The organism is Streptomyces sp. ITFR-21, assembly GCF_031844685.1.
Lineage (GTDB): Bacteria > Actinomycetota > Actinomycetes > Streptomycetales > Streptomycetaceae > Actinacidiphila.
The window spans coordinates 6,094,995-6,120,488 of the sequence record NZ_CP134605.1 but is presented as its reverse complement, the minus strand read 5'-3'; the positions used below and the strand labels follow the sequence as shown (position 1 = coordinate 6,120,488).

Annotated in this window: 20 protein-coding genes; 13 read left to right on the top strand and 7 right to left on the bottom strand. The window is 72.9% G+C overall.

Annotation, left to right across the window (positions count from 1 at the left end; translation table 11 throughout):
• Window positions 1–47: 47 nt before the first annotated feature.
• The 4 genes from RLT57_RS27285 (at window position 48) to RLT57_RS27270 (ending at window position 7,046) form a co-directional block, all read left to right on the top strand.
• Window positions 48–1,616, top strand: coding sequence for a carbamoyltransferase C-terminal domain-containing protein (locus RLT57_RS27285; protein WP_311299897.1), 1,569 nt, complete (start codon window positions 48–50; stop codon window positions 1,614–1,616).
• 123 nt (window positions 1,617–1,739) lie between these two features.
• The gene (locus RLT57_RS27280) at window positions 1,740–4,901 is read left to right on the top strand and encodes a non-ribosomal peptide synthetase (protein WP_311299896.1); all 3,162 of its coding nucleotides are present in this window, start codon (window positions 1,740–1,742) and stop codon (window positions 4,899–4,901) included.
• On the top strand, window positions 4,894–5,721 hold the full coding sequence (locus RLT57_RS27275; protein WP_311299895.1) for an alpha/beta fold hydrolase: 828 nt from the start codon (window positions 4,894–4,896) through the stop codon (window positions 5,719–5,721). The genes RLT57_RS27280 and RLT57_RS27275 overlap by 8 nt, the downstream gene beginning before the upstream one ends.
• Window positions 5,722–5,729: 8 nt before the next feature.
• Window positions 5,730–7,046 carry an MFS transporter gene (locus RLT57_RS27270; RefSeq protein WP_311299894.1) on the top strand — a complete coding sequence of 439 codons (1,317 nt, stop codon included), beginning with the start codon at window positions 5,730–5,732 and terminating at the stop codon, window positions 7,044–7,046.
• A gap of 179 nt (window positions 7,047–7,225) precedes the next feature.
• Here RLT57_RS27270 and RLT57_RS27265 read toward each other — a convergent pair whose 3' ends face one another.
• Window positions 7,226–7,603, bottom strand: a complete 378-nt coding sequence (locus tag RLT57_RS27265; protein WP_311299893.1) for a DUF2255 family protein — start codon at window positions 7,601–7,603, stop codon at window positions 7,226–7,228.
• A 290-nt stretch (window positions 7,604–7,893) separates the two neighbouring features.
• Between RLT57_RS27265 and RLT57_RS27260 the strand changes: the two genes are divergently transcribed.
• The gene (locus RLT57_RS27260) at window positions 7,894–9,069 is read left to right on the top strand and encodes a type III polyketide synthase (RefSeq protein ID WP_311299892.1); all 1,176 of its coding nucleotides are present in this window, start codon (window positions 7,894–7,896) and stop codon (window positions 9,067–9,069) included.
• 78 nt (window positions 9,070–9,147) lie between these two features.
• Here RLT57_RS27260 and RLT57_RS27255 read toward each other — a convergent pair whose 3' ends face one another.
• Window positions 9,148–11,271, bottom strand: coding sequence for an ATP-binding SpoIIE family protein phosphatase (locus RLT57_RS27255; RefSeq protein ID WP_311299891.1), 2,124 nt, complete (start codon window positions 11,269–11,271; stop codon window positions 9,148–9,150).
• An 894-nt stretch (window positions 11,272–12,165) separates the two neighbouring features.
• Here RLT57_RS27255 and RLT57_RS27250 point away from each other — a divergent pair.
• The 8 genes from RLT57_RS27250 to RLT57_RS27215 all read left to right on the top strand — a co-directional run bounded on the left by RLT57_RS27250 (window position 12,166) and on the right by RLT57_RS27215 (window position 19,595).
• A complete protein-coding gene (locus RLT57_RS27250; RefSeq protein WP_311299890.1) occupies window positions 12,166–13,119 on the top strand; it encodes a MetQ/NlpA family ABC transporter substrate-binding protein in 954 nt (317 codons plus the stop codon).
• Window positions 13,120–13,121: 2 nt separating this feature from the next.
• Window positions 13,122–14,207 (top strand): methionine ABC transporter ATP-binding protein, encoded by a 1,086-nt coding sequence (locus RLT57_RS27245; RefSeq protein ID WP_311299889.1) that lies wholly within the window; start codon window positions 13,122–13,124, stop codon window positions 14,205–14,207.
• A gap of 1 nt (window position 14,208) precedes the next feature.
• Window positions 14,209–14,868, top strand: coding sequence for a methionine ABC transporter permease (locus RLT57_RS27240; RefSeq protein WP_311299888.1), 660 nt, complete (start codon window positions 14,209–14,211; stop codon window positions 14,866–14,868).
• Window positions 14,869–15,128: 260 nt separating this feature from the next.
• Complete coding sequence (locus tag RLT57_RS27235; RefSeq protein WP_311299887.1) at window positions 15,129–15,257, top strand: putative leader peptide; 129 nt, start codon at window positions 15,129–15,131, stop codon at window positions 15,255–15,257.
• Between the two features lie 210 nt (window positions 15,258–15,467).
• Window positions 15,468–16,853 (top strand): MFS transporter, encoded by a 1,386-nt coding sequence (locus tag RLT57_RS27230; protein ID WP_311299886.1) that lies wholly within the window; start codon window positions 15,468–15,470, stop codon window positions 16,851–16,853.
• Window positions 16,854–16,953: 100 nt separating this feature from the next.
• Window positions 16,954–18,051 (top strand): LLM class flavin-dependent oxidoreductase, encoded by a 1,098-nt coding sequence (locus RLT57_RS27225; protein ID WP_311299885.1) that lies wholly within the window; start codon window positions 16,954–16,956, stop codon window positions 18,049–18,051.
• Complete coding sequence (locus tag RLT57_RS27220) at window positions 18,048–18,608, top strand: GNAT family N-acetyltransferase (RefSeq protein WP_311299884.1); 561 nt, start codon at window positions 18,048–18,050, stop codon at window positions 18,606–18,608. The genes RLT57_RS27225 and RLT57_RS27220 overlap by 4 nt, the downstream gene beginning before the upstream one ends.
• Window positions 18,609–19,046: 438 nt before the next feature.
• Window positions 19,047–19,595, top strand: a complete 549-nt coding sequence (locus RLT57_RS27215; protein ID WP_311299883.1) for a nucleoside deaminase — start codon at window positions 19,047–19,049, stop codon at window positions 19,593–19,595.
• Between the two features lie 103 nt (window positions 19,596–19,698).
• On the opposite strand, the gene RLT57_RS27210 is transcribed toward RLT57_RS27215, so the two are convergent.
• The 5 genes from RLT57_RS27210 to RLT57_RS27190 are packed head-to-tail and all read right to left on the bottom strand — an operon-like array spanning window position 19,699 to window position 25,455.
• On the bottom strand, window positions 19,699–20,151 hold the full coding sequence (locus RLT57_RS27210; protein WP_311299882.1) for a cupin domain-containing protein: 453 nt from the start codon (window positions 20,149–20,151) through the stop codon (window positions 19,699–19,701).
• Between the two features lie 57 nt (window positions 20,152–20,208).
• Entirely contained in the window at window positions 20,209–21,474 is a 1,266-nt protein-coding gene (locus RLT57_RS27205; protein ID WP_311299881.1) for an MFS transporter, read from the bottom strand.
• Window positions 21,475–21,483: 9 nt separating this feature from the next.
• Window positions 21,484–22,770, bottom strand: coding sequence for an ATP-grasp domain-containing protein (locus tag RLT57_RS27200; RefSeq protein WP_311299880.1), 1,287 nt, complete (start codon window positions 22,768–22,770; stop codon window positions 21,484–21,486).
• Between the two features lie 49 nt (window positions 22,771–22,819).
• A complete protein-coding gene (locus tag RLT57_RS27195; RefSeq protein WP_311299879.1) occupies window positions 22,820–24,202 on the bottom strand; it encodes an ATP-grasp domain-containing protein in 1,383 nt (460 codons plus the stop codon).
• Window positions 24,199–25,455, bottom strand: coding sequence for a pyridoxal-phosphate dependent enzyme (locus tag RLT57_RS27190; protein WP_399129956.1), 1,257 nt, complete (start codon window positions 25,453–25,455; stop codon window positions 24,199–24,201). The genes RLT57_RS27195 and RLT57_RS27190 overlap by 4 nt, the downstream gene beginning before the upstream one ends.
• Window positions 25,456–25,494 lie beyond the last annotated feature (39 nt).

Here is a 25,494-nt window from a genome sequence, read left to right as displayed (position 1 = left end):
ACGCTCGCACCATGCCCCGAGCCGACCACACGGAAAGGCACCACGAGATGTTGATCCTGGGTTTCAAAGAGGGACACGACGGCGGCGTCGTCGCCATCGAGGACGGCAAGCTGCTCTTCGCCCTGGAGGCGGAGAAGGACAACTACCCGCGGTACGACCGGCTGACCGCCGAGGTCGTCACCCGGGCGGCCGGGCTGCTGCCGCGGCTGCCCGACGTGGTGTCGCTGAGCGGCTGGGTCAAGGGCTTCCACTCCGTCGAACCGCCGTCGCGGGCCGGCTACTTCGGCGTCGGCGACGGCTCGATCCAGGACGACGCGGGGAAGTTCTTCGGCAAGGACGTCCGGATCTTCTCCTCCACCCACGAGCGCTCGCACATCATGACGGCCTACGGGATGGCTCCGGGCGCGGCCGGCCGGCCGCACTACTCGCTGGTGTGGGAGGGCAACATCGGCGACTTCTACCGGGTCGACGAGAGCGGCCGGATCACCCACCTCAAGCACGTGATGACCGACCCCGGCAACAAGTACGCCTACCTGTTCGCGCTGGCCGACCCCAAGCACCCCGGCGGCAAGGGCTACTTCAACTACAGCCACGCCGGCAAGCAGATGGCGCTGACCGCCTTCGCGTCCGACCGGAACATCAGCAAGGAGGAGCAGGAGACCATCAACTTCATCCTGGCCCAGGACGGCATCGTGCTGGGCCTGTCGAAGGACGAGATGTCCTGGTCGCCGGTGTACAACGCCGGCGTCGAGTCGCAGGTGTACCGCGACCTGGCCAAGCGGCACTCCGACGCCATCTTCGACGCCTTCTACGGCTACGCGGCCAAGAACCTCACCGAGGGACTGCCGCTGCTGGTCTCCGGCGGCTGCGGGCTGAACTGCAACTGGAACGCCCAGCTGCGCGAGAGCGGCCTGTTCGAGGACGTCTTTGTGCCGCCCTGCCCCAACGACAGCGGCGCCGCGCTGGGCACCGCGATCGACGCCCAGTGGTTCCACACCGGGTCCGCGGCGATCGAGTGGGACGTCTACTCCGGCGAGGAGTTCGTCGAGGACGTGGTGCCCGACGCCGCCCGGTACGAGACCAGGCCGCTGGTGGCCGCCGAGGTGGCCCGCTACCTGGAGCAGGGGCGCATCATCGGCTGGGCGCGCGGGCGGTACGAGATGGGGCCGCGGGCGCTGGGCAACCGCTCGATCCTGGCGGCGCCCTTCACCGAGGAGACCACGGTGCGGCTCAACACGATCAAGGGCCGGGAGGACTACCGGCCGATCGCGCCGATCGCGCTGGAGGAGGACGCGCACCGCTGGTTCGTCGGCTCGGTGCAGGACCCCTACATGCTGTTCTTCAACCGGGTCACCTCCGAGGAGCTGAAGGCCGTCACCCACGTGGACGGGTCGGCCCGCACCCAGACGGTGACCCGTGAGCGCAACGCCGGCATCGCCGACCTGCTGGAGGCGTTCCGGGACCTGACGGGGTTCAGCGTGCTGTGCAACACCTCCCTGAACTTCAACGGCCGGGGCTTCATCAACACCACCAGCGACCTGCTCGCCTACGGGGAGGAGCACGGCCTGGACGGCTACGTCATCAACGACACCTTCGTCACCCCCCGGCAGGCGTGAGCGCACCGCCGCGGCCGGCGCCCGGCCGCGGCGGGGCCCGTCCCGCGCAGACGGGCCCACGGCGGCCGCTCCCCCCTACCACCACCGCCCCACCGACCAGCCAACCGATCAGGAAGTCGCCTCATGACCACGTCCACCGAAGCCCGTACCCGCGCGCCGCTCTCCTTCGGCCAGGAGCAACTCTGGTTCCTCGACCAGTTGACCCCGGGCGCCACGGTGTACAACATCCTCCTGGCCGCGCGTCTGCGCGGGCCGCTCCGCGTCGACCTGCTCCAGCGCGCCCTGACCCTCGTCGTGGCCCGGCACGAGGCCCTGCGGGTGACCGTCCACGCCGAGGAGGGCACCCCCTTCCAGCTGGTGTCGCCGCCCGGCGAGGTCGACCTGACGGTGACCGAGCGGACCGGGCTGGACGCGGCCGCGCAGGACCGGGCCGTACGGGAGGTGCTGGACGAGCTGTCCGGGCTGCCGTTCGACCTCGAGCAGGGCCCGCTCTACCGCTACCGGGTGCTGCGGCTCGCCGACGACGACCATGTGCTCTTCCAGAACCTGCACCACATCGTCACCGACGGCTGGTCCTCGGGAATCGTCAACGCCGAACTCGCCACCGCGTACACGGCGCTGCTGGACGGGCGCGAGCCGGAGTTCGGCACGCCCGGCGCCGGCTACCTGGAGTACGCCGCCGCGCAGCGCGAGCAGCTGGCCGGCGACGCGCTCCGCGAGGGCCTGGAGTTCTGGACCGGCAAGCTGGCGGACCTGCCGACACTGGAGATGCCCACCGACCGGCCCCGGCCCGCGCTGGCCGTCCGGGGCGCGACATCGCTGGTACGGCCGTATTCGCCGGAACTGCTGCGGCAGGCGCGCGCGCTGGCCAAGGAGCACGGCGTCTCGCTGTACATGGTGCTCGCCGCGGCCCTCAACGTGGTCCTCAGCCGCTACACCGGCCAGGAGGACATCCCCATCGGCGTGCCGATGCTCAGCCGGCCCGACGAGGACCTGGAGAGCGTGGTCGGCCTCTTCGTGAACATGGTGGTGCTGCGCTCCGACCTGTCCGGCGACCCCACCTTCGAGGAGGTGCTGGCGCGCACCCTGGACGCCAACCTCGACCTGTACGAGTACCAGGAGGTGCCGTTCCACCTGATCGTCGACCGGCTCCAGCCGGTCCGGGTGGCCGGCCGCAACCCGCTGTTCCAGGTGTCCCTGCAGCTGCTCGGCGACGCCAACTCCGGCGGCAGCCTGGCGCTGCCGCACATCAGCAGCGAGCCGGTCGCATCGGCGTCCACCGGCTCGCGCTTCGACATGGCCATCGACTTCATCGAGTCCGGCGACACCCTGCGCGCCAACGTCGAGTACTCCCGCGACCTGTTCGACGACTGGCGGGTGCGGGCGTTGCTGGACCACGTCGAGTCGGTGCTCACCGACGCCGTCCAGGACAGCTCGCGCACCGTCTCCCGGCTGCGGCTGCTCAGCTCCGCCGAGCGCGCCGAACTGCTGGCGCTGGGCAAGGGCGAGGAGGCGGCGTACGCCGAGGAGCCGCTGCACGTCAGCCTCGCGGAGGTGGCCCGCCGCACCCCGGACGCGGTCGCCGTGGTCTGCCGGGGCAACGAGCTCAGCTACGGCGAACTGGACCGGCGCGCCGACCTGCTCGCCCGCCACCTGCGCGGCATGGGCCTGAAGCACGGCGACATCGTCGCCACGGTCATCGACCGCGACCTGGACGCCTACGTGGCCATGGCCGGCGTCCTCAAGGCCGGCGGCGCCTTCGCCATGATGGACCCGAAGCTGCCGGCCGGCCGGCTGGACTACATGATCCGCGACACCGGCGCGGCCGTCGTCCTCACCCGCTCGGGCCTGGCCGGGCAGTTGCCCGAGCCGCAGGGCTGGCAGCCGCTGCTGATCGACACCGACTGGCCGCTGATCGAGCGGAACCCGGCCGACGAGCCGCTGGAGGAGTGGACCACCCGCGAATCGCTCGCCTACGTCCTGTACACCTCCGGTTCGACCGGCGCGCCCAAGGGGGTGATGATCGCCCACCGGGCGGTCTCCTACTTCTGCGAGGCGTACCGGCGCACGTTCGACCTCGGGCCGGCCGACCGGCTGCTGCAGCTGCCGGCTCTCAACTTTGACATGTCGCAGGGCGAGATCTGGACCGCCTTCCTCGTCGGCGCCCGGGTGGTGGCGGTCTCCCCGGAGGACGCCCAGTCACCGGAGGCGCTCACCGCGCTGCTGCGCGACCAGCGGGTCACCTACGCGGGCCTGCCGCCGGCGATGCAGTCGGTGATGGAGGCCGAGCCCTACCCGGACCTGAAGTACGTGATGGGCGGCGCCGAGGTGCTGCCTCCGGAACTGGTCAACAAGTGGAACCTGCCGGGCCGCACCTACCTGAACCTGTACGGCCCGACCGAGTGCGCCATCGGCCAGACCTCCTACGTGGTGGAGCAGCGGGAGTGGACCACGCCGCCGCCCATCGGTCGCCCGCAGCTGAACCGGCAGGTCTACGTCGTGGACCGGTGGGACAACCTGGTGCCCAAGGGCGTGCCCGGCGAACTGCTCATCGGCGGCGCCGAGGGCGGCCTGGCCCGCGGCTACCTCAACCAGCCGGAGATGACGGCGCAGAAGTTCGTCCAGGACCCGTTCGACCCCGACAGCAGGGTCTACCGCAGCGGTGACCTGGTGCGCTGGAGCAGCGACGGGCAGATCGAGTTCCTGGGCCGCATCGACAACCAGGTCAAGCTCCGGGGCCTGCGCATCGAGCTCGGCGAGATCGAGACCGTCCTGCAGGGCCACCCCGACGTGCTGCGGGCCGTGGTGCTGATGCGCCCGGACCGACAGGGCGAGAACCAGCTCGTCGGCTACTACACCTCGGTCGGCCGGGTGCCGGCGCCGGAGGCACTGCGCCGGCACCTGGCCGCGTCGCTGCCCGACTACATGGTGCCCACAGCCTGGGTGGCGCTGGACGCCTTCCCGATGAACAACGACGGCTGGAAGATCAACCGCAACGCGCTGCCCGAGCCGGCCGGCGACGACGACCGCGACTACGTCGCGCCGCGCACCGCGACCGAGGAGACCCTGGCCGCCGCGTTCGCCGAGGTGCTGTCGCTGAACCGGGTGGGCGCCGACGACAGCTTCTTCGACATCGGCGGCAACTCGCTGCAGGCGCTGAGGGCGGTCAGCCGGATCAACAAGACCTTCAAGATCCGGGTCAGCGTGCGGCTGCTGTACGGCAACGCCAAGCTCAGCGAGATCTCCGCCGTGGTGGACGAGCTGATCGAAAAGGCGCGTGGCTGAGGTGGCCCTGGATCTCGACCGCCTGGTACCGCTCCAGCCGAAGGGCACCCGGACACCGCTGTACTGCGTGCACGCGGTGTCCGGGTCGGCGTACTCGTACGCGGGGCTGGCCCGGCAGCTCGGCGACGACCAGCCGCTCTACGGCTTCGAGGCGCCGGGCTTCGACAACGACCGCACGCCGGTGAGCGACCTGCCGGCCCTGGCCGATGAGTACACCGCGATCCTGCGCGAGGCGCAGCCGGAGGGCCCCTACCAGCTGCTGGGCTGGTCGCTGGGCGGGCTGCTCGCCTTCGAGATGGCCAAGCGGCTCACCGGCGCCGGGGCGCGGGTAGCGCACCTGATCCTGGTGGACGCCGGGCTGCCGGAAGTGATGCCGCTGCCGCCGGAGCGGGACATCCTGCTGCGCTTCGTGCGCGACATGATGGGGCTGTCCGACAGCACCCCGCCGGAGCTGACCGGGCTGTTCGCGCCGTGGCCGCCGGACGCACGGCCGGAAGCCGTCTTCCCCGCCGTGGAGAAGTCCGCGATCCTGCCCGAGGAGTTCGACGCCGACCTGCTCGACCAGCAGTACCGGGTCTTCCGCGCGCACCTCGAGGGCTTCTACTCCACCCGTCTGCAGGGCCCTTACGACGGCCCCGCCGTGCACGTCCTGGCCGAGTTCTCGGCGCAGGAGGACATGCGCTGGGGGCGGCTGCTGACGGACCTGCGGGAGTTCGGCGTCACCGGAGCGACCCACCACTCCATCTGGACGGGAGACCACCTGGACACCCTGGCCCAGATCGTCCGCACGGAACTCGGCGCGCCAAGCAGCCGGGCTTAGGAGAGACGTTGTCCATCACCGAACCGGAGACCGAACCGGCCTCCGACGCCGCCGTGCCCAGCCTGTGGGGCAACCGGGACTTCCTGAAGTTCTGGCTCGGCGAGACCCTGTCCCTGCTCGGCACCCAGGTCACCAACCTGGCACTGCCGCTCACCGCGATCTACGCCTTCAACGCCACCGACGAGCAGGTGGGACTGCTTCGCTTCCTCCAACTCGTCCCCTACATCGGGCTGTCGCTGCTGTTCGGCGTGTGGGTGGACCGGCACCGGCGGCGCAGCGTGATGCTGGGCACCAACCTGGTGCGGATGGCGCTGATCGCGCTGGTGACTGTGCTCAACTGGACCGATTCGCTCAACATGGCCGCGCTGCTCGTCATCGCCTGCGCCGTCGGCGTCTCCTCCGTGTTGTTCGACGTCAGCTGGATGCCGTACGTGCCCACCCTGGTGAAGGACTCCCGCCAGTACGTCGAGGCCAACGCCAAGATGGGGGTCAGCTCCTCGGTCTCCGACGTGGCCGGCCCGGGGCTGGCCGGCGTGCTCGTGGCGGCGCTGACCGCGCCGGTGGCGCTGCTCGTCGACTCGTTCTCCTACGCCGCGTCGGTGGTCTCGCTGCTGCTGGTGCGCACCCGCGAGCCGCTGCCGCCGACGCCGCCCAAGCGGAACATCCTGATCGAGCTGCGGCAGGGACTGGACTGGGTGTTCCGCAACCCGGTGCTGCGCTGGCTGGCCATGGTCGGCTTCTGCTGCAACTTCTCGATGATCACCGTGTGGACCATGTTCCTGCTGTACGGGACGCACGACCTGCACCTGAGCTCGTCCACGCTGGGCGCCATCTTCGCGATGTCCTCCATCGGCGGGCTGATCGGCGCGATGCTCTCGCACCGGGTGATCGCCCGCTTCCACCTGGGCCGCACCTACTTCGTGGCGCAGACCGCGCTGCTGCTGGGCCCGACGGTCATCGTGGTGGCCGGCACGTCCCACAAAGCGGTGGCGGTCGTGCTGGCCGTCGTGTCGTTCTTCACCACCTACCTGGGCCTGGGCATCGCCAACGTCATCATCGTCAGCCTGCGGCAGACCACGACCCCGCAGTCGATGATGAGCCGGATGACCGCGTGCTTCCGCACGCTGCTCTTCGGCGGCGGCTCGCTCGGCGGTCTGGCCGCCGGCCTCATCGCCGGCGCCATCGGCGCCAGGAACGCCCTGATCGTGGCGGCGGTCTTCTCGGCCGCCGTCATCGTGGCGCTCGTCCTGTCGCCGGTCACCCGGCTCAAGGAGCTGCCCCCCCAGGTCGTCGAGCCGGCCCAGCCCCCGGCCGTCGCACTCTGACCCCTCGTCCACCCGCTCGGCCGGCGGCCCCGCACCCGCGGGGCTGTACCGGCCGCTTTCCATCCCTCCCCCGGGTCCTCCCGGGTCCCCCCGGATCCTTCTTCCGTCCCCGTCCCGGCCTCGCCCCGGGCCACCGCCCGCCCGCCCCCACGCGCGGGCGGGCGGGTCGCGGCAGCGGTTCAGCGCGGGAGGAGCCTGAGGGTGGCGTGGCGGGCGCCCTCGGCGACCATCGGGTCCACGTACGTGGCGTCGTAGCGGCTGTACTTGGTGCGATAGGCCGCGTCCAGGCGGTCGCCGAGGGCCGGGTCGTTCTCCTCGACGAGGGCGACGTCCTTGGCGACGCCGCCGGCCCGGATGCGGCCGGCGCGGCTCGCCCGCGCGGCGCGGAACCAGGCGCCGCCCTCGCCCCGGTAGGAGCGGACATAGAGGTGGTCTCCGTCACGGACCACCCAGATCGGCACCGGCCGGCCCGGTGTGCCGTCACCGCCCAGCGGGGCGATCTCCAGTTCGTCGGCGTGCTCGATCCGGGACAGCTCGTCGTTCGTCCATGCGGTCACGGCGTACTCCTCCTGCTGCTGCGATGGCGGGCCGCGACGGTGCCGGCGGCCGGCGGACAGCTGATCGGTGCCCGCCGCGGCGGGCGATGCCACCCCCGCGGGACCGATCGGGTGCACGGGCCGGTCCGGCGCCCGCGTCCGCGCCGTTCCGGCCCGTCCGGTGCCCGGCCCGGCCGCCGGGCGTCCGCCGGCACCGGGCCCCGACCCCGCACGCGGCGGAACAATCGCGTCATACGGTATTACGCTGCCCCACATCGGCCGTACCATGGCCGGGCAATCTGGAGGGTTCTGTGCCTGCTTATCTCTTTCCTCCGGCCGTGGTCGCCGGGGAACACACCGTGGAAACCGTCGACATCCTCGCGGAGGTGCGGGCCCGCCACCCGCTCGCGCCCTGGCTGTCGCGGATCGAATCGATCGCCGCCGCCACCGGGATCCGTACCCGCCGCTGGATGCGCAGCCTGGAAGAGGCGTCCGCACCGGCCGCCACCGGACTGCGGATGCCGGACGAGCCCCTGGCCCGGCACGCGCTGGCCGCCGGCGGCTTCACCGACGGCGACGTCGACCGGGCCGTGGCCGCGCTGAGCGCCATACCCGCGCCCCGCACCATCGAGGAACGCAACGCCCCCGCGTGGGAGGCGGTGCAGGCGTACGGGGAACGCGCGGCCCGTCAGGCGCTGGAGGTGGCCGGGCTGGCGCCGGCCGACGTGGACTGCCTGATCACCAGCCACTCCACCACCCCCGCGCTGCCCGGCCTGGACGTGGCGCTGTCCAACCGGCTGCGGCTGAGGGACGACGTCCTGCTGCTGCCGGCCAGCCAGTGGGCCTGCATAGCCGGCACCCGGTCGCTCGCGCTGGCCGCCGACCTGGTGGCCGCGGACCCCGACCGCAAGGTGCTGGTGGTCGTATCCGAGGCGCTGAGCACCACCTACCAGTCGGCCGACGACACCCTGGAGTCGCTGATCACCCGGCTGCTGTTCGCGGACACCGCGGTCGCCGCGGTGGTCACCGGCCGCCCGCGCCCCGGCGTGTGCCTGCGGCTGGACGCCGCCTGGCACCACACGCTGCCCGACACCATGGGCCTGCACCGGCTGGAGACCCGCCACGACGGCGTGCACTTCCTGATGGACCGGTCCGGGCCGCGGGCCGTGCAGCGTACGGTCCTGGCCATGTGGGAGTGGCTGCGCGCCCGGCACCCGGATCCGGACTGGCACCCCGACCTGCTGCTCGCGCACCCCGGCGGGACCCGGGTGCTGGAGTACATGCAGCAGACCATGCCCGAAAGCTGGCCCGCCGGCCTGCTGGCGCACAGCCGGGACAGCTACGGCACCGGCAACCGCGGCGGCGCCGCCGTGTTCGACATCGTCGAGCGGGCCCACCGCTCCGGCCCCAAAGCCGGCTCCCGTACCGTGCTCTACGCGGCCGCGCCCGGACTGACGGCCACGGCCCTGGAGGCGGAGTGGCTGTAGCCCTCCCTGCCGCCGCCCTCCGCCCCTTCCCCACCCCTCCCGGTGGGTTCCCGCCTCCGGCCGCCGTGTGCGGCGGCGTCAGGAGTTCAGTTCGGCCCAGACGGTCTTGCCGCCGTCGTCCTCCCAGCGGACGCCCCACCGGTCGGCGACCGTCTCCACGACCGACAGACCGCGCCCGCGCTCGTCCAGGGAGCCGGTGCGGCGCCGCCACGGCCGGGCGTTGCCGCCGTCGCCGACCTCGCACACGACGCTGCCGGGTCCGGTGCGGATCAGCCGCAGCGTGACCTGCCCGCCGCCGTGGCGCAGGGCGTTGGCGACCAGCTCGTCGGCCACCAGCATGGCGTCGTCCACCCGCCCGGGCTGCCCCCAGCCGCGCAGCCGGGCGGACACCAGGGACCGTGCGCGGCGGACGCCGCGCACGTCGCCCTGGGACAGCGGCAGCGTGGCCACGTCCCGGACGGGCCTGCCGACCAGCCGGGCGATCATCAGCGTCACGTCGTCGCGCGGGCCCTGCCCCCGCGGGTCGAGGCCGGCCACGGTGCGGGCGACCGCCGCCTTGAGGTCGTCCCCGGGACGTATCCGGGCGAGCGCCCGCGCCAGCGCGCCGATGCCCTCCTCGATCGACACCGAGGCGCTCTCGACCAGCCCGTCGGTGTACAGCGCCATCAGCGAACCGGGTTCCGCGGTGAACGCGCTGGCCTCGAACGGCTCTTCGGAGACGAAGGCGGTGCCGAGCCCCGGGTGCGGGCGGGGGTTGACGATCTCCACCCGGCCGTCGGGGTGCACGAGGACCGGGGGCATGTGCCCGGCGCTGCTCATGACGCACCGGTGCGCCACCGGGTCGTAGCACACGATGCAGCACGTGCTGTTCAGCGCGCTGTAGCCGTCCGGCAGACCCGCCTCGGAGTCGTCCAGGAGCGCCACCGTCTCGTCCAGGCGGGCCAGCACCTGGTCCGGCGGCAGACCGGCCGACAGGTGGGCGCGCGCCTCCATGCTGAGCTGGCCCATGGCCGCCGCCGCGCCGAGACCGTGCCCGACCACGTCGCCGACCACCAGCGCGGTACGGCCGCCGGGCAGCGGGAAACTGGAGACCCAGTCCCCGCCCACCCCGGCGCTGTCGGGAGCGGTGGGCTCGTAGGCGCTGGCGACCTCTATCGTGCCGGTCGTCGACGGCGGCAGCAGCCGGGGCTGAAGAGCCAGCACCTGGGCGTGCTCGCGCTGGTGCCGGCGCGCGTTGTCGACGCTCCCGGCCGTTCTGGAGACCAGCTCCTGCATGTCGATCAGGTCCTCGGCGAACGGGCCCAGCGGCCCGTCCGGGCGCCGCCAGGTCTCCGCCACGCCCAGCACGATCGGGCCCTCCCCGTCCGGCCCGTCCACGACCAGCGGGACGCCGGCCATGCACAGCGGGCCGTCCTCGGGCACCAGGGCCCGTACCAGTTCGGCGTCCCCGCCCAGGGCCCGCTCGATCGCGGCCCGGTCGGGCAGCACGACGGTGCCCTGCACGTCGTGGCTTCCCTCGCTCTGGCCCAGGAACACCCGGGCCTGCTGCGGCAGCTCCTCGCCGGGGGTCAGGAATCCCGGCGGCCAGTCGCGCTCGGGGGCCAGCGCGGCGCGGCGCAGCCGCATACGGTCCTCGACCTGCTCCCCGGTCCAGACGTTGTAGTCCAGGGAGACCGCCACGACGTCGCCCCACGGCAGCAGCGAGGTCGCGAGCGCGCGGGCGGTGTCCCCGATGTCGAGCGTGGTGCCGATGGACGAGGCGGCGGCGTAGAGGTGGAAGCGCCGTGCCATGTCGATGAAGGAGATGGTGAGGCCCTCGTCGGGCGGCGGGGACGGCAGGATGCTCAGCGAGACGAGCAGTTCCGAGCCGTCCGACCTGGGAAGCCGCTGGAGGCGGGCCACATGCGGGTCGCGGGTCTGGACGACGCGGCGCAGCCGGCGGGTGACCGCGGGCACGTCGCTCGGCGGGAGCAAATCCACGAACGGTGTGCCCGGGACGGCGTTGAGCCCGTCGAAGCAGCGGGGGGCGAGGTTGGCGCTGACGATCCGCAGGTCCCGGTCGACGGTGATCGCCCCCAGGATCTGCTCCTTGTCCTCCGACTCCCGGCCGGGCCTCGGGATCAGGCCGGCGAGTGCCTCGCTGACCGCGTTCATGTCGAGCCCGGGGGTGCCGGGGGTGCCGCCCGGTGAAGAGGAGTCCATGCGGTACTCATTCGATCAGTGCCGTGGGCCGTGCCGTCCGGCCGATACGAACCTGGACAGGAATCATCATGTGACGTACATAGGCTATGAAAATGGTATATCACACCCACGTTCGGGTCGACCCGGATTGGGTGGCGGCGAACGGCACTTGGGCTCATTTTGAGAGCCTTACGCGAGCTCATACGGGGCCTTCCCTGGATATCACTCCACGGCGCCCCCCCGTGGGACACCGGATGTGAAGCAGTAGGGCCCGAGCTGATTTCCGAGCCACCGCCCCGCAGGCTCGCCCGATGCGTTCGGCAGAAGCCGGCTTCCGGGAGACCTCCGGGCCGGGGATCCGGCACCGGGATGCGGTCCGGCGGGTCGGGCGCCGGTCCCCCGCCGGTCCCCCGCCGATCCCCTGACCCGGGCACCGGTCTAGTTACCGGTCCGGCCACCGGTCCAGCCATCCGGGCTGCCGCCCGGAGCCGCCCGGCACCTCGGGCCGGACCCGCTACTTGCCTGTTTCGGCGTTTCTGCCGCCCCGCCGTGACCGCGCGGCTACCCAACGCGTCCCGTTCCACGTCGCTGGGCTGTTAGGGTGATGGCATGGACACCGCGTATCTGACGAGTCGACGCACGATCGACTACGCGCGAGTCGCCAGCTGTCTCTGTCACTGACGAGCAGTCACCGCGGACCGCTCACTGAGGCGTCGACCCCCTGAGGGGGTCCCGGCCGCCGCGTGCGCGGATCGCCGCAACCCATAGCCGACAGCCCCGGTCCCGGCCCGCGCCCGCGTGCCCGGCGCCGTGGTCCGGTCGGCGTCCCCATCCGCACCGTCCGGTTCCTCCGCTCCGCCCTTTCCCCGTCCTTCCCCCTTCTGCGCACCAGTGCGTTTCTCTGGAGGTTTTGTCATGTCCGAATCGTCCGTAGCGGATGAGCCGTCGAACGAGCCGCAGCTGCCGCCGCGCCGCTGGAACCGTCGGCGGGTCACCTGGCTGGCGTCCGTCGCGGTGGTCCTGGTCGCCGGACTGGTCGTCGGCCTGGTGCTGTCGTTCGGCGGCGGGTCGGACGCCAAGACGGTGAGCATCGGTGTCACCGACGCCTCCCAGCCGTACTGGAAGACGTTCGCGTCGCTGGCGAAGAAGAAGCTGGGCGTGACCGTGAAGTACGTCAACTTCAACGACTACAGCCAGCCGAACCCGGCGCTGAAGGAGAAGCAGCTCGACCTCAACGAGTTCCAGCACATCCAGTACCTGGCGAACTACAACGTCACGGCGCACGACGACCTCCAGCCGATCGGCGCGACCGCCGTCTACCCGCTGCCGCTGTACGCGCTCAAGTACAGCTCGCCGTCGGCGCTGCCGGACGGGGTGAAGGTGGCGATCCCGAACGACGCGATCAACGAGGCCCGCGGCCTGCTGGTGCTCCAGGCGGCGAAGCTGCTGACGCTCAAGGACGGCGGAACGGCGTTCTCCAGCACCTCGGACATCGAGACGCACAAGGTCGACGTGGTGACCCTGGACGCCTCGCAGACCGCGGGCGCGCTGCAGAGCGGCTCGGTCGCCGCCGCGATCGTGAACAACAACTACGCCACCAGCGCGAAGCTCGCCCAGTCCAACGCGATCTTCCAGGACGACCCGGCGAGCTCCGCCGCCGCGCCGTACGTGAACATCTTCGTCTCCCGCGCCGCCGACAAGGACAACGAGACGTACCTCAAGCTCGCCGCGCTCTACCACGACCCCTCGGTGGAGAAGGGCGTGCAGACCTCCAACAGCGGCACCGCGGTGTTCCGCACGGTGTCCCCCGCGGAGTTGCAGGCCGAGCTGGCGACGGTGCAGAAGCAGGCCGAGGCGGCGAAGAAGTAGCCGTGCGGGAAAGGGAGTCGATGGCCGGCAGCGAGTCGTCGGGCACGCCGGGGAAGGTGCACGTCCGGCTGGACGGCGTGCGCAAGACCTTCCCCGGCAAGGGCCGGCGCGGCACCCCCTTCGTCGCGCTCGACGGCGTCGACCTGGAGATCAGGAAGGGGGAGGTCTTCGGGATCATCGGGCACTCGGGCGCCGGCAAGAGCACCCTGGTGCGGCTCATCAACGGCCTGGAGACGCCGACGTCCGGCACGGTGCGGGTGGGCGACCACGATCTCACCGCGCTGGCCGAGCGGGACCGCCGGCAGGTGCGGCGCGACATCGGGATGGTCTTCCAGCAGTTCAACCTGTTCCGGTCCCGCACGGTGGCCGGCAACGTCGCCTACCCGCTCAAGGTGGCCGGGGTCGGCCAGCCCGAGCGGGACCGCAGGGTCGCGGTGCTGCTGGACTTCGTGGGCCTGCTCGACCGGGCGCACGACCACCCCGAACAGCTGTCCGGCGGGCAGAAGCAGCGGGTGGGCATCGCCCGCGCGCTGGCCACCGAGCCCTCGCTGCTGCTGGTGGACGAGGCGACCAGCGCGCTGGATCCGCAGACCACCGGCGAGGTGCTGGCGCTGCTGCGCCGGGTCAACCGCGACCTCGGCGTCACGGTGGTGATCATCACCCACGAGCTGGACGTGATCCGGGCGGTCGCCGACCGGGTGGCCGTGCTCGACGCCGGACGTGTCGTCGAGCACGGCAGCGTCTACGACGTGTTCGCCCATCCGCAGAGCGGCGCCGCCGCGCGGCTGATCGGCGCCGCTCTGCGCGAACGCCCCTCCGCGGCGACGCTGGCCCGGCTGCGCCAGCGGCACACCGGCCGGATCGTCTCCGTCCGGGTCCAGGACCGTACCGGGTTCCAGACCGACCTCGCCCGGGTGTTCCTGGACCACAAGGTGGCCGCCGAGATCGTCTTCGGCGGCATCGGCGAACTCCAGGAACGGCCTGTCGGCAGTCTCACCTTCGACCTCGTCGGCACGGCCGCCGCCGTGGACGCGGCACTGGCGGCGCTGCGCGCCGACGGCGTCGACCTGATCGAGGAGGACTCCTGACATGCACGAGTTCGTCACCAACCTGCCGGTCTACCGGGAGGCGATCCGGCAGACGTTCTACATCGTCCTCATCTCCGTGCTGGCCGGCGGCGTGCTCGGTCTCGGCCTCGGCCTGGTGCTGTACGCGACCAGGCCGGGGAACCTGCTGGCCAACCGCGCGGTGTTCATCGCGGTCAACGTCCTGGTCAACGTGGTGCGCCCGGTGCCGTTCGTGATCTTCCTCACCGCCATCCAGCCGGTGATGCTGCACACCATCGGCACCACGATCGGCACCAACGCCGTGACCTTCGCGCTGTCGCTGGCCGCCGCCTTCGCGGTCAGCCGGATCGTCGAGCAGAGCCTGCTCACCGTCGACCCCGGGGTCATCGAGGCGGCCCGCGCGGCCGGCGCCCGGCGGCTCGGCATCCTGGTGACCGTGCTGATCCCCGAGGCGCTGGGCCCGATCATCCTCGGCTACACGTTCATCTTCGTCGCCGTCGTCGACATGTCCGCGCAGGCCGGCCTGTTCGGCGGCGGCGGGCTCGGCGACTTCGCCATCACCTACGGCTCCCAGCGGTACAACTGGCCGGTCGTGTACATCACCGTCGCCACGATCGTGGTGATCGTGCAGGCCGGCCAGTTCCTCGGCAACTGGCTCGCGCGCCGGGCGCTGCGCCGCTGAACCGCCCGTGAGCCCCGGCGGGGGCGCCCCCGGCGACACCGGGGGCGCCCCCGTCCACCCCGCGGCAGGCATTGCCCAATATCCGCCGAGCGGTTAGCGTGATCGACGGCTGTGCGTGTCGACGCCCGGCCCCGGCCCGCTGACCGGCGGTTCCCCGCCCCCGGTGTGGCCGCTGTCCGCCAGGTGACGGCCCGACAGGACAGGACGGACCGTCCGGTGGACACCAGGCCCACCGGACCGGATGAGCGCGAGGTGGGTACGTGCGGGTACGACGCTCCGGCAGCGCGTGTCGCCCGTACGGGTCCTTCGAACTGGGCGCCGCGCGGATCCACGTCGATCTGCTCCGGGTGAGCAGCGCGCTGTGTCCCGGGGCGCGCCGGACCCGCTGAGGCCGGTCGCCCGCCCCCGCCGCACCCTCCCCCCGGCTCATCGCCGCACCGTCGCCGTGACGGCCCGGTGGTGTGCCCTCTCCCCTGCCACCAGGTCACCGCGACCGCGGGGACCGCCCGCCGGGCATCCCCGCCCCGCGGCGCACCGCCCCGCCCGGATCCGGCGCCGCTCGACGGCGTCCGGCGGAACTCGACGAGAGGGGACGTACGGTGTTCGAGAGCACCGCCCCGCAAGGGGTGTTCGCCGCGCTGCGGGTGCGCGACTACCGGGTCTACTGGAGTACGGGCCTGGTCTCCAACACCGGCAGCGCGATGCAGGGGGTGGCGCTGGACTGGCTGGTGCTCACCGTCACCGGCAGCGGGACCGCGGTCGGCTGGACCGCGGGGCTGCAGTTCGCTCCGGTGCTGCTGTTCGGCCTGTGGGGCGGTGTGCTCGCCGACCGCTGCGACCGGCGCAGGCTGCTGCTGGTGGCGCAGTCGCTGTACGCGGTGCAGGCGCTGGTGCTCGCCGTCGCGGTACTGGCAGGACACCCGCCGCTGTGGCTGCTGTACACCCTGGCGTTCTGCCTGGGCTGCGTGTTCACGGTGGAGAACCCGGCCCGGCTGTCCTTCGTGACCGAACTCGTCGGCGTCCGGCTGATCCCGAAGGCGGCCGGGCTGAACATCCTGTCGCTGAACGTGGCCCGGCTGGTCGGGCCGGCCGTCGCCGGTGTGCTGATCGGCGCGGTCGGCACCGGCTGGGTGTTCGCGGTGAACGCGGTGTCCTTCCTGGTGGTCCTGATCGGCCTGCTGTCGATCCGTCCGCGGCGGCGGCCGGCGCCCGCCGTACGGACGCCGTGGGCCGGGGCCGGCGCCGACGGGCTGCGGTACGTCGCCCAGCGGCCCGAACTGCTCGGCGCGTTCGCGATCTTCGGCATGGTCTCGACCTTCGCGGTGAACTTCCCGACCACGATGACGCTCTTCGCCGGCCGGGTCTTCGATGTCGGGGCCGGCGGGCTCGGCCTGATGTCGACGGCCCTGTCGGTGGGCACCATCGCCGGCACGATCGTGGCCACCCGGCGGGTCGCGCCGCGGGTGCGGACCGTGGTGGCCGGGGCGGTGCTGTTCGGGGCGAGCGAGGCGCTGACCGCGCTGTCGCCGTCCTACCTGACGTATCTGGCCCTGCTGGTACCGGTCGGGTTCACCCTGATGATCCTCAACACGGCGGTCAGCGCCTTCGTCCAGACGGAGGTGCGCGACGGTGTGCGGGGCCGGGTGATGGCCGTCTACACGGTGATCTCCATGGGCGGTACGCCGCTCGGCGGCCCGGTGATCGGCTGGCTCAGCCAGCACGCGGGGGTGCGCTGGGGGCTGGCGGCGGGCGGGGGCGCGGCGGTGCTGTCGGCCCTGGCCGTGGCGCTCTGGCTGCGGCGCCGGCCCGCCGCCGGGCCGCTGCCGGCGCTGTCGCCGCCACGGGCGGTGGCCGGCCGGACCGCCGCGCCCCCGGCGGCTTCGGTGGGCCGTGCGGTCGCGGGCGACCGGGCTGCGGCCGAGCGGCCCGCGGCTGAGCCGCCCGGCGGCGACCGGCTCCCGACCCGGCGGGCCGGCCATGAGTGACCGTGCCGCGCCCGCCGTCCGCCACCGCACCGCACGCCCGCCCCCGCCCCGAGCCCGCCACCCGCGCTTCCGACACCGTCTCCGCACGGAAAGGCCCGTCATGCCCATCGAGTTCCTCGGTATCGCCGCCACCAACGACGGCTCGGAGACCAGCCCCCGCAGCGGGGCGTCCTTCGACAAGGAGTACACGCTCAAGCTCGCCCGCGCCCACGAGGACCACGGCTGGGACCGGGTGCTGTTCGCCTACGGTTCCGGCTCGCCCGAACCGGGCACCGCCGCCGCGTACATCGCCGCGCACACCGCACGGTTGCAGATCCTGCTGGCGCACCGGCCGAACGTGTCGTATCCGACGTTCGCCGCACGGGAGTTCGCCACCCTCGACCGGATCAGCGACGGCCGGCTCGCCGTCCACTTCATCACCGGCGGCAACGACCACGAGCAGCAGCGCGAGGGCGACTTCCTGACCAAGGACGAGCGCTACTCCCGCACCCGGGAGTACATCGAGATCGTCAAGCGGGTGTGGACCGAGCACGAGCCCTTCGACCACGAGGGCGCCCACTACCGCTTCAACGACTACGTGTCCGACGTCTTCCCGGTGCGGCAGCCCTGGCCGGACATCTCCTTCGGCGGCTCCTCCCCCGCCGCCTACGCGGCGGGCGGCGCCGTGGCCGACATCTACGCGCTGTGGGGCGAGCCGCTGGCCGAGACCGCGCGGCAGATCGAGGCGGTCAAGGCGGCGGCGCTCGCCGCCGGGCGCGACACCCCGCCGCGTATCCAGGTGGCCTTCCGGCCGATCATCGCCGCCACCGAGGAACTGGCCTGGGAGAAGGCGCACCGCACGGTCGCCGCCATCGGGGAGCGCCGCGCGTCCGGCGCCTGGAAGCGCCGGGCCGGCGCGGCGCCGGAGAACACCGGCTCGCAGCGGCTGATCGCCATCGCGGAGCGGGGCGAGCGCTACGACCGCGCGCTGTGGACCCCGACCGCCGCGGCGACCGGCGGCGCCGGCAACTCCAACGCCCTGGTCGGCACCCCCGAGACGGTGGCGCAGGCCCTGCTGGACTACTACGACCTGGGCGTGGACATCATCTCCGCCCGCGGCTACGACCTGCTGGGCGACGCCATCGACTTCGGCCGGCACGTCATCCCGCTGGTCCGCGAGGAGGTCGCCAAGCGCGACGCGGAGGGAACCCGCCGATGACCACCACGACCCCCCGCTACGAGGTGCGGACGGCCACGCTGACCGATCCGCTGACGCAGCCGCTGCTGCGTGAACTGGAATACGAGTACAGCACCCGCTACCCCTCGTTCGACGGGGTCGGCCGGGAGATGGCCCGCTACCCCGCCGAGGAGTTCGAGCCGCGGGGCGGCGGGCTGCTGCTCCTGCTGCTGCGGGACGGCGAGCCGGTCGCGGGCGGCGCGTACCGCCGGTTCGACGGGCAGACCGCCGAGCTGAAGCGGATCTGGACGCACAGCGCGCACCGCCGCGGCGGTCTGGCCCGCCGGGTCGTCACCGAGTTGGAGCAGGCCGCCGCCGCGGCCGGATACACACGGGTCTTCCTGACCACCGGGCCGCGCCAGCCGGAGGCCAAGGCGCTGTACCTGTCCACCGGTTACACCGCGCTGTTCGACCTCGCCGCCGACCCGGAGTCCCTGGGCGGTCCGCTCCCCTTCGCCAAACGGCTGACGGGTGACGGCCCCCTGCACCTGACGGACTTCCGCCCCGCTCCGCCGGTCGACGCCGGCCGGGCGCACTGATCCCGCGGGCCCGCCGCGGAGCCGCTCCGGTCGCCCGAGTCCCGCGGGCCGGAGCGGCCCGGCCCCGGGGGCCGGCCGCAGCCCGGCCGACAGCAGGTCCCCGGCCGCAAGCGGGGCCCAGGGTCTGCCGGCGGGATCCGCGCGGCGTCGCGGGCCCCGGCCCGCGCGTCCGCCGCGTTCGCGCCGGTCGGCGACACACCACACCGCCGCCCTCCTCCACCGTGCAGCCGAACGCACCGGACCCCGCTCCGCCGCCCCCCGCAAATCCGAGCGACAGGCCCTAGAGTCTCCCCCGGGCCCGGAACGGCCCGACCGGCGCTCCCGCGGCGGCCCGGTGGGCGCCTTGCCGCCGCGGCCGAGCGCCGGGCGCGCCGGCGCCCCACAGATCCGACGGGATCCGCGGGGACACACGGAGACACGCAGAGATACGGAGCAGCAGTGACCCTCGACGACCACGACCTTTCCCAGGGCGACGCCGACCGCGCGGCCGCCGTCAGCGAGGCCGACCTGCCGTATCTGCGCCGCTGTGTGGAGCTGGCGGCCGAGGCGGTGGACGCCGGGGACGAGCCGTTCGGTTCCGTGCTGGTCGACGCGGACGGCACGGTCCTGGCCGAGGAGCGCAACCGCGAACGTACCAGCGGAGACCCCACCCGCCACCCGGAGTTCGAACTCGCCCGGTGGGCGGCGACCAACCTGGGCCCGAAGGAGCGGGCCCAGGCGACCGTCTACACCTCGGGTGAGCACTGCCCGATGTGCGCGGCGGCGCACGGATGGGTGGGCCTGGGCCGGATCGTGTACGTGAGCTCGTCCCGGCAGGCCCGCGGCTGGCTGGCCGAACTGGGCGTGTCCGGCGGCTCGCCGGTTGCCGCGCTGTCCGTCCAGGAGGTCGCCCCCGGCCTCGATGTGGCCGGTCCCGTCCCCGAACTCGCCGACGAAATCCGTGCGTTGCACCGCCGGTTCCGTACCGGGGCGGTTACGGCCGACTGACCGCGCCGAGCGCGCGGCACCCGGGCCCGGCGGCGGTTGTCGCGGCCGGGCCCGGACCCTGTTCGTGCGGTGGCGCGGATCGGCGGATCAGGCCCCTGGCGGATCAGACCATGTACTGGTCGTACGTGGCCATGTGCTCCTGCAGCTCCTCCAGGCTCGGGTTGCGCCCGTTGCGGGTGAGGCGCTCCAGACCGCGGAAGTAGTCGTCGCGGTTGTTCATCGGGTAGAACATGATGAGCAGCGTCGCGGCCTCCGAGCCCACGTTCGTGAAACCGTGCGGCGCGTTCTTGGGGACGTAGGCGAACGCGCCCGGCGTGCCCACCTCCTTGCGGTCCCCGATGGTGAACTCGATCTCGCCCTGGACCACGTAGAACATCTCGGTGGCCTTCTTGTGCACGTGCGGGCTGGCGCCGGACGCCTCCGGGGCCATGTGGTGCTCGAAGAAGCCGAACTCGCCGTCGCTGTCGGGCGTGGTGAGCTTGAGGTAGGTCCGCTTGGTGTCGCGGATGTTGACGAACTCGCCCTCGCCCGGCGGAACGAACAGTGGAATCGACATGTCTCTCCTTGGTTGTTGACAAGCGGCGGCCGGCGACGGGTCTGCGTACGCCGGCGGTTACGAGGCGGGCGTCAGGCTCGGATCCTGCTCCGCCCGGCCGGCTTCCTGTGCCTGCGCCCACCGGCCGATGGCCGGCGCCACCAGGCCGCTGGCGGCGAACACCGCGGCCAGCACGATCCACGCCGTGGTACCGACGGTGACCACCAGGCTGAGCACCACCGGTGCCGCGATCTGCTGCACGCTCACCCCGAGCCAGAAGACCGAGAGGTACACCCCCTCCTGGCCGGGCACCGCGAGCAGATAGGACCCGCCCCAGCCGCCGGCGGACTGCCACAGCTCGCCGCCGGTCAGCGCGATCATGGCCAGCAGCAGCACCCCGACCGCGGCGGCGACCGGCAGTTTCGGCGCCGCGACGAGCAGCAGGCAGCAGGCCGCCAGCGAGACCCCGGCCCGCACCAGTGCCCGCGCGGCGCCGGGGATGGTCTCGGTCCCCCGGCTGGCCCGCACCTGCAGGACCACCGCGAGCACGGTGTTGACCGCCAGCAGCGGGGCGATCAGCGCGGCCGAGACGTCGGTGTGTCCGACGATCCACAGCGGGATGCCGATACTGAGCAGGGTCATGTGCATGGTGAGTACGGCGTTGATCCCGGAGAACGACAGGAACGACCCGTCGCGCAGCACGCTGGCCGAGAAGCGCCGGCGCAGGTTCGCCGCCGGGGCGTTGAGCAGCGGCAGCCGGGAGGCCAGCGTCGCGAGCACGGCGAACGAGGCCGCGTTGAGCAGCAGGATCACCGCGTACCCGGTCCTGGTGCCGATCAGCAGCCCGACGCCGCCCAGCAGGGCGCCGAGGGTGAAGCCGACGTTGCGCATCGAGCGCAGCACCGCGATCACCTTGACCCGTTCCGTGGTGGGCACCGCCTGCCCGACCAGGGCCTGTTCCATCGGCGCCGCCGCCTTGTCGACCAGGCCGAGCAGGCACACCACCAGCAGGAACTGCCACAGGTTCCGGATGAACGGGTACGCCAGGAAGCAGCCGCAGCGCCACAGGCTCACCCCGATCAGGACCTTCTTCGGGCCGATCCGGTCGGCCACCATCCCGATCGGGATCGCGGTGCCGAGGGCGATGGCGGCGGCCAGCGCCAGGCCGGCGCCGAGGTCACCCGACGACAGGTGGACCGACGTGGTGACGAAGGGCACCGAGACGGCCAGGAAGGCGCCCGTGCCCACCGCGTCGATGATCGCCATGACGGCCAGCCGCAGTCCGACCGGGCCGCCCGGTATGGATCCGCGCAGACCGCGGACGCGCTGCCACAGAGCAGACACAGGTCCTCCTCAGCCGGTGGTGATGCGGATGGCCGCGTCGGCGTCCAGGACGCGCTGCCGGGTGGCGGCCGCGTCCGGCCCGGTCGCGATGACGTGGCCGGCCCGGTCCCAGGAGGACGCCCACGGCCGGACCTCCTGCCCGGCCTCGACGTCCACCTCGGCGGCGTGGACCCCGGGCAGCGCCTGCGCGGTGTCCACGCCGGCCACCTCGGTCACCGTGCCCGGCGCGGCGGCCAGGAACCGGATCGCGGATGTCCGCCGCGGCGAGCGGGGCAGCGTGACCGGGCGGTCGGCGAGCAGGTCGATCAGGTCCACCCTGATCCGGGTGTCGTAGGCCAGGTCGATCAGGTCGATCAGGTAGTCGCCGGGGCAGCGGCCGGCGCATTCGACCAGCGTCGGGCCGGCGTCGGTCAGGATCCACTCGGCGTGCAGGATGCCGGTCCGGAAGCCGATCGCGGTGACCAGCGCCCGGATGGCCGTCCCGAAGGCCTCCTGCGCGTCCCGGTCGAGCGGGGCGGGCAGCAGATGGCCGAGTTCGACCGGGTACGGCCCCTCGATGACCGTCTTGGCCGTGACGTTCTCGAAGATGATCTCGCCGCGCCGCACCAGTGCCTCGACGCTGTACTCGGGGCCGCGCAGGCGTTCCTCGGCCAGGAACCGCCACGTCAGCTCCCGGTCGGGCACCTGTTCGTACTCGGCGGCCGTCGAGGTCCGCGCCCACGCCCGCGCGGCGGTCTCGGCGTCCACGGAGTCCAGCAGCTGTACGCCGACGCTCGCCTGCCGGTTGGCCGGCTTGACCACCACCGGGCCGTCGCCGGCGAAGGCGAGGATGTCCTCGGGCCCGTGCACCTCCCGCCAGCGCGGGTTGCGGACACCGCCGGCCCCGGCGACCTCGCGCAGCCGCACCTTGTCCCGCAGCGCCTGCGCGGCCGGCTCGGTCGCGCCGGGCAGCCCGAGCTTCGCGGCCAGTGCGGCCGTCGCCGGCACCGCGTACTCCAGCCCCGGGACGACGGCGGCCACCGGCCGTACGGCGGCCAGTTCGACGGCGGTGTCGAGGGCTTCGGCCGACTGCTGGTACCGGGCCGGGACGATCCGCTCCAGGCAGTCGAAGCCGGTCGGCGCGTCGCGCAGGTTCCGCTTGCGGATGATGTCGGGTTCCTCGATCACCACGACGGATCCGCTGGGCACCCTCCCGTCGATCGCGCGCAGGTAGGCCGCGTTGTAGCCGACGAACAGCACCTGTGCGTCCGTGCCGGGGGCGGTCATGCCGACCTCCTGGTTGATGGGACGGACCACTGCATGATCACTGCCTTTCTCCGTGGTGGGGAACCTCGCGGCTGACGGCCTACGCGGGTGTCCTGAGCGGCTCGGCCCGGCCGTCCGCCCGTGCGGGCGTTCCGTCGATGACGGCCTCGATGGTGGTGAGCACCTGCTCGCAGCGGGCCCGCGCCTCCTGCGCGGAGGCGCCGGAGACGATGACGTGCCCGTGCCTGCTCTTGGAGTCGACGACCGCCGGCGCGGTGTCACCGGGCCGCAGCCGTACGGTCAGCTCGTCGACGTAGCCGAGCCGACCGGCCGCCTCCAGGCCGCGCAGCTCGTCGACCCGGCCGGGCGGGAAGGTGAAGAACCGTACGATGGCCGTCGCCGTCGGCGCGGGCGGCTCGGCGGGCCTGCCGGCCAGGCCGGTGAAGATCGCCTGCTCGATGTCAAGACCGGTGGCCAGTTCGACGAGCCTGGGTATCCGGTCCCCGCCGAGCCGGGCCTGCGACTCGACGATGCGCGGGCCCCGCGGCGTCCAGATCACCTCCGTGTGCGCGGGGCCGAACCGGTACCCGCACACGGTGAGGAACCGGGTCGTCAGGTCGGCGATGGCGCGCTCGCGGTCGGCCGGCAGCGGCGCCGGATGGACGTGGCCGATCTCCACGAACAGCGGCGGCGGTCCGAGCAGCTTCTCGGTGATACCGACGACCCGGTGCCCGCCGTCCCTGCTCAGCGTCTCCACACTGTACTCGGGGCCGCGCAGGTACTCCTCGACCAGGAACGGGCCGTCGTACCCGTACCGGTCGACCAGTTCGGTCCAGGCGGCGCGGTCCTGCGGCCCCCGCCACAGGAACACCCCGCGGCTGCCGGCGAGCGCGGTGGGCTTGACGACGACCGGGCAGCCGACCCGCAGGACGGCGTCCGGCACCTCGTCCCGGGTCGGCGCCAGCGCGTACGACACCGCGGACAGGCCGTGCTCGGCGAGGAGTTCGCGCATGGCGTGCTTGTCGGCCAGCAGCCGGATCGCGGCGGACGGGTTGAGCTCGGCGTGCAGTTCCTCGGCGACCTCGTAGGCGCTGACCATGGTCTCCTCGCGGCCGATGTGGTAGATCACCGAGGCGTGGTGCTCGGTCGCCACCGTCCGGACGGTGTCCCGCAGGAGTTCCTCGTCCCGGAAGTCGGTCAGTACGAAGACGTCCGCCAGTTCGCGTACGTCGTCGAGGTAGTCGGGGGTCTCCAGTCGGGTGTCCCAGATCGCGCCGACCCAGAAGCCCGCCGCCTTCGCCTTCCGTACGAACTGCCGGTACGGCATCACCATGAGCAGGCGGGGCCGGTCGTCGGCGGAGGCGGTGACGGAGGCGGGGGTCGGGGCGGGGACAGAGGCGGGGACGGAGGCGGGGGTCGGGGCGGGGACGGGGGCAGGTGTGGGGGCGAGAGCGGAGTCAGGTGCGGGGGCGGAGGCGGTCACCGGGCGCCGCCGCTGTCGGTGGCGCCGGTCAGCACCGGCTCGGCCTCGCGGCCCAGCAGGCTCAGGTAGCGCTCGCCGGTGTCGGGCAGCAGGGTCACCACACGCTTGCCCCGGTACTCGGGACGGCCGGCCACGACACCGCTCGCGTGCACGGCCGCGCCGGCCGAGACACCGACCATGAGGCCGGCCCGCAGCGCGAGCCGCCGGGTGGTGTGCAGCGCGTCGGCGTCGGAGACCGTGATCACCTCGTCAATGAGGTCCCGGTCGGTGGTCGGCGCGATGAAGCCGCCGTTGAACCCGGGGATGCCGTGCGGGCCGGGGTCGCCGCCGGACAGCAGCGGCGACCCCTCGGGTTCGACCGCCACGATGCGGACCGCGGGGTTGCGCTCGCGCAGGAACCGGCCCGCGCCGCTGAGCGTGCCGCCGGTACCGACCCCGCAGACGAACACGTCGATCCGCCCCTCGGCGTCCGCCCAGATCTCCGGGCCGGTCGACTCGTAGTGCGCCCGTACGTTGTCCGGGTTGTCGTGCTGGCGGCAGAACCACGACCCGGGGGTCTCCCGGTGGATCTCCTCGGCCTTCTCGACCGCGGCGGCGTACCCTCCGGTGTGCGGTGTCCGCACCACCTCGGCGCCGAGCGAGCGCAGGATGCCCACCCGCTCGGGGGTGGCGTTGTCCGGCAGCACGATGAGGCACCGGTAGCCGCGGGCCGCCGCCAACGCAGCGAGCGAGATACCGGTGTTGCCCGAGGTCGCCTCGATGACGGTGCCGCTGCCCGGGGTGAGCAGCCCGTTCTCCTCGGCGCCGCGCAGCATCGACAGGGCGGCCCGGTCCTTGCTGCTGGACCACGGGTTGAACAGCTCCAGCTTCGCCAGCACGGTGGCGTCGCCGAGTGCCTCGTCCAGGACCCGGTCCAGCGGCAGCCGCAGCAGCGGCGTACCGCCGATCAGGTCGACCAGCGCGTCGGCGACCGGGCGCCGGCGGACCGGCTCGGTCGCGATGACGATCTCGTGCGCGGCGGCCTCCGCGGTGCGCTGGGCCAGCTGGGCGGTCTCGGCCACCACGAGCACGTGCCCGGCCCGGTCGCCGTTGCGCCGCAGTTCCCGCAGCACGTCGCCCGGCTTGGGCTTGAGGGTGACCTCCAGTACGCCCGGCAGCGCGGCGGCCCGGTCCTGGCCGCTGACGGACACCACCCGGCCGGGCGGGGCGGTCAGGTAGCGGATGGCGGCGCCGCCGACCGGCTCGGCGGGCACCACCTCGGCCGGCAGCGGCTGGCCGAGGTACTGCCGGAT

Coding starts and splice junctions, on each gene's coding strand:
- RLT57_RS27285 (WP_311299897.1), top strand. CDS start 48: ATGTTGATCCTGGGTTTCAAAGAGGGACACGACGGCGGCGTCGTCGCC.
- RLT57_RS27280 (WP_311299896.1), top strand. CDS start 1,740: ATGACCACGTCCACCGAAGCCCGTACCCGCGCGCCGCTCTCCTTCGGC.
- RLT57_RS27255 (WP_311299891.1), bottom strand. CDS start 11,271: ATGGACTCCTCTTCACCGGGCGGCACCCCCGGCACCCCCGGGCTCGAC.
- RLT57_RS27250 (WP_311299890.1), top strand. CDS start 12,166: ATGTCCGAATCGTCCGTAGCGGATGAGCCGTCGAACGAGCCGCAGCTG.
- RLT57_RS27240 (WP_311299888.1), top strand. CDS start 14,209: ATGCACGAGTTCGTCACCAACCTGCCGGTCTACCGGGAGGCGATCCGG.
- RLT57_RS27225 (WP_311299885.1), top strand. CDS start 16,954: ATGCCCATCGAGTTCCTCGGTATCGCCGCCACCAACGACGGCTCGGAG.
- RLT57_RS27220 (WP_311299884.1), top strand. CDS start 18,048: ATGACCACCACGACCCCCCGCTACGAGGTGCGGACGGCCACGCTGACC.
- RLT57_RS27210 (WP_311299882.1), bottom strand. CDS start 20,151: ATGTCGATTCCACTGTTCGTTCCGCCGGGCGAGGGCGAGTTCGTCAAC.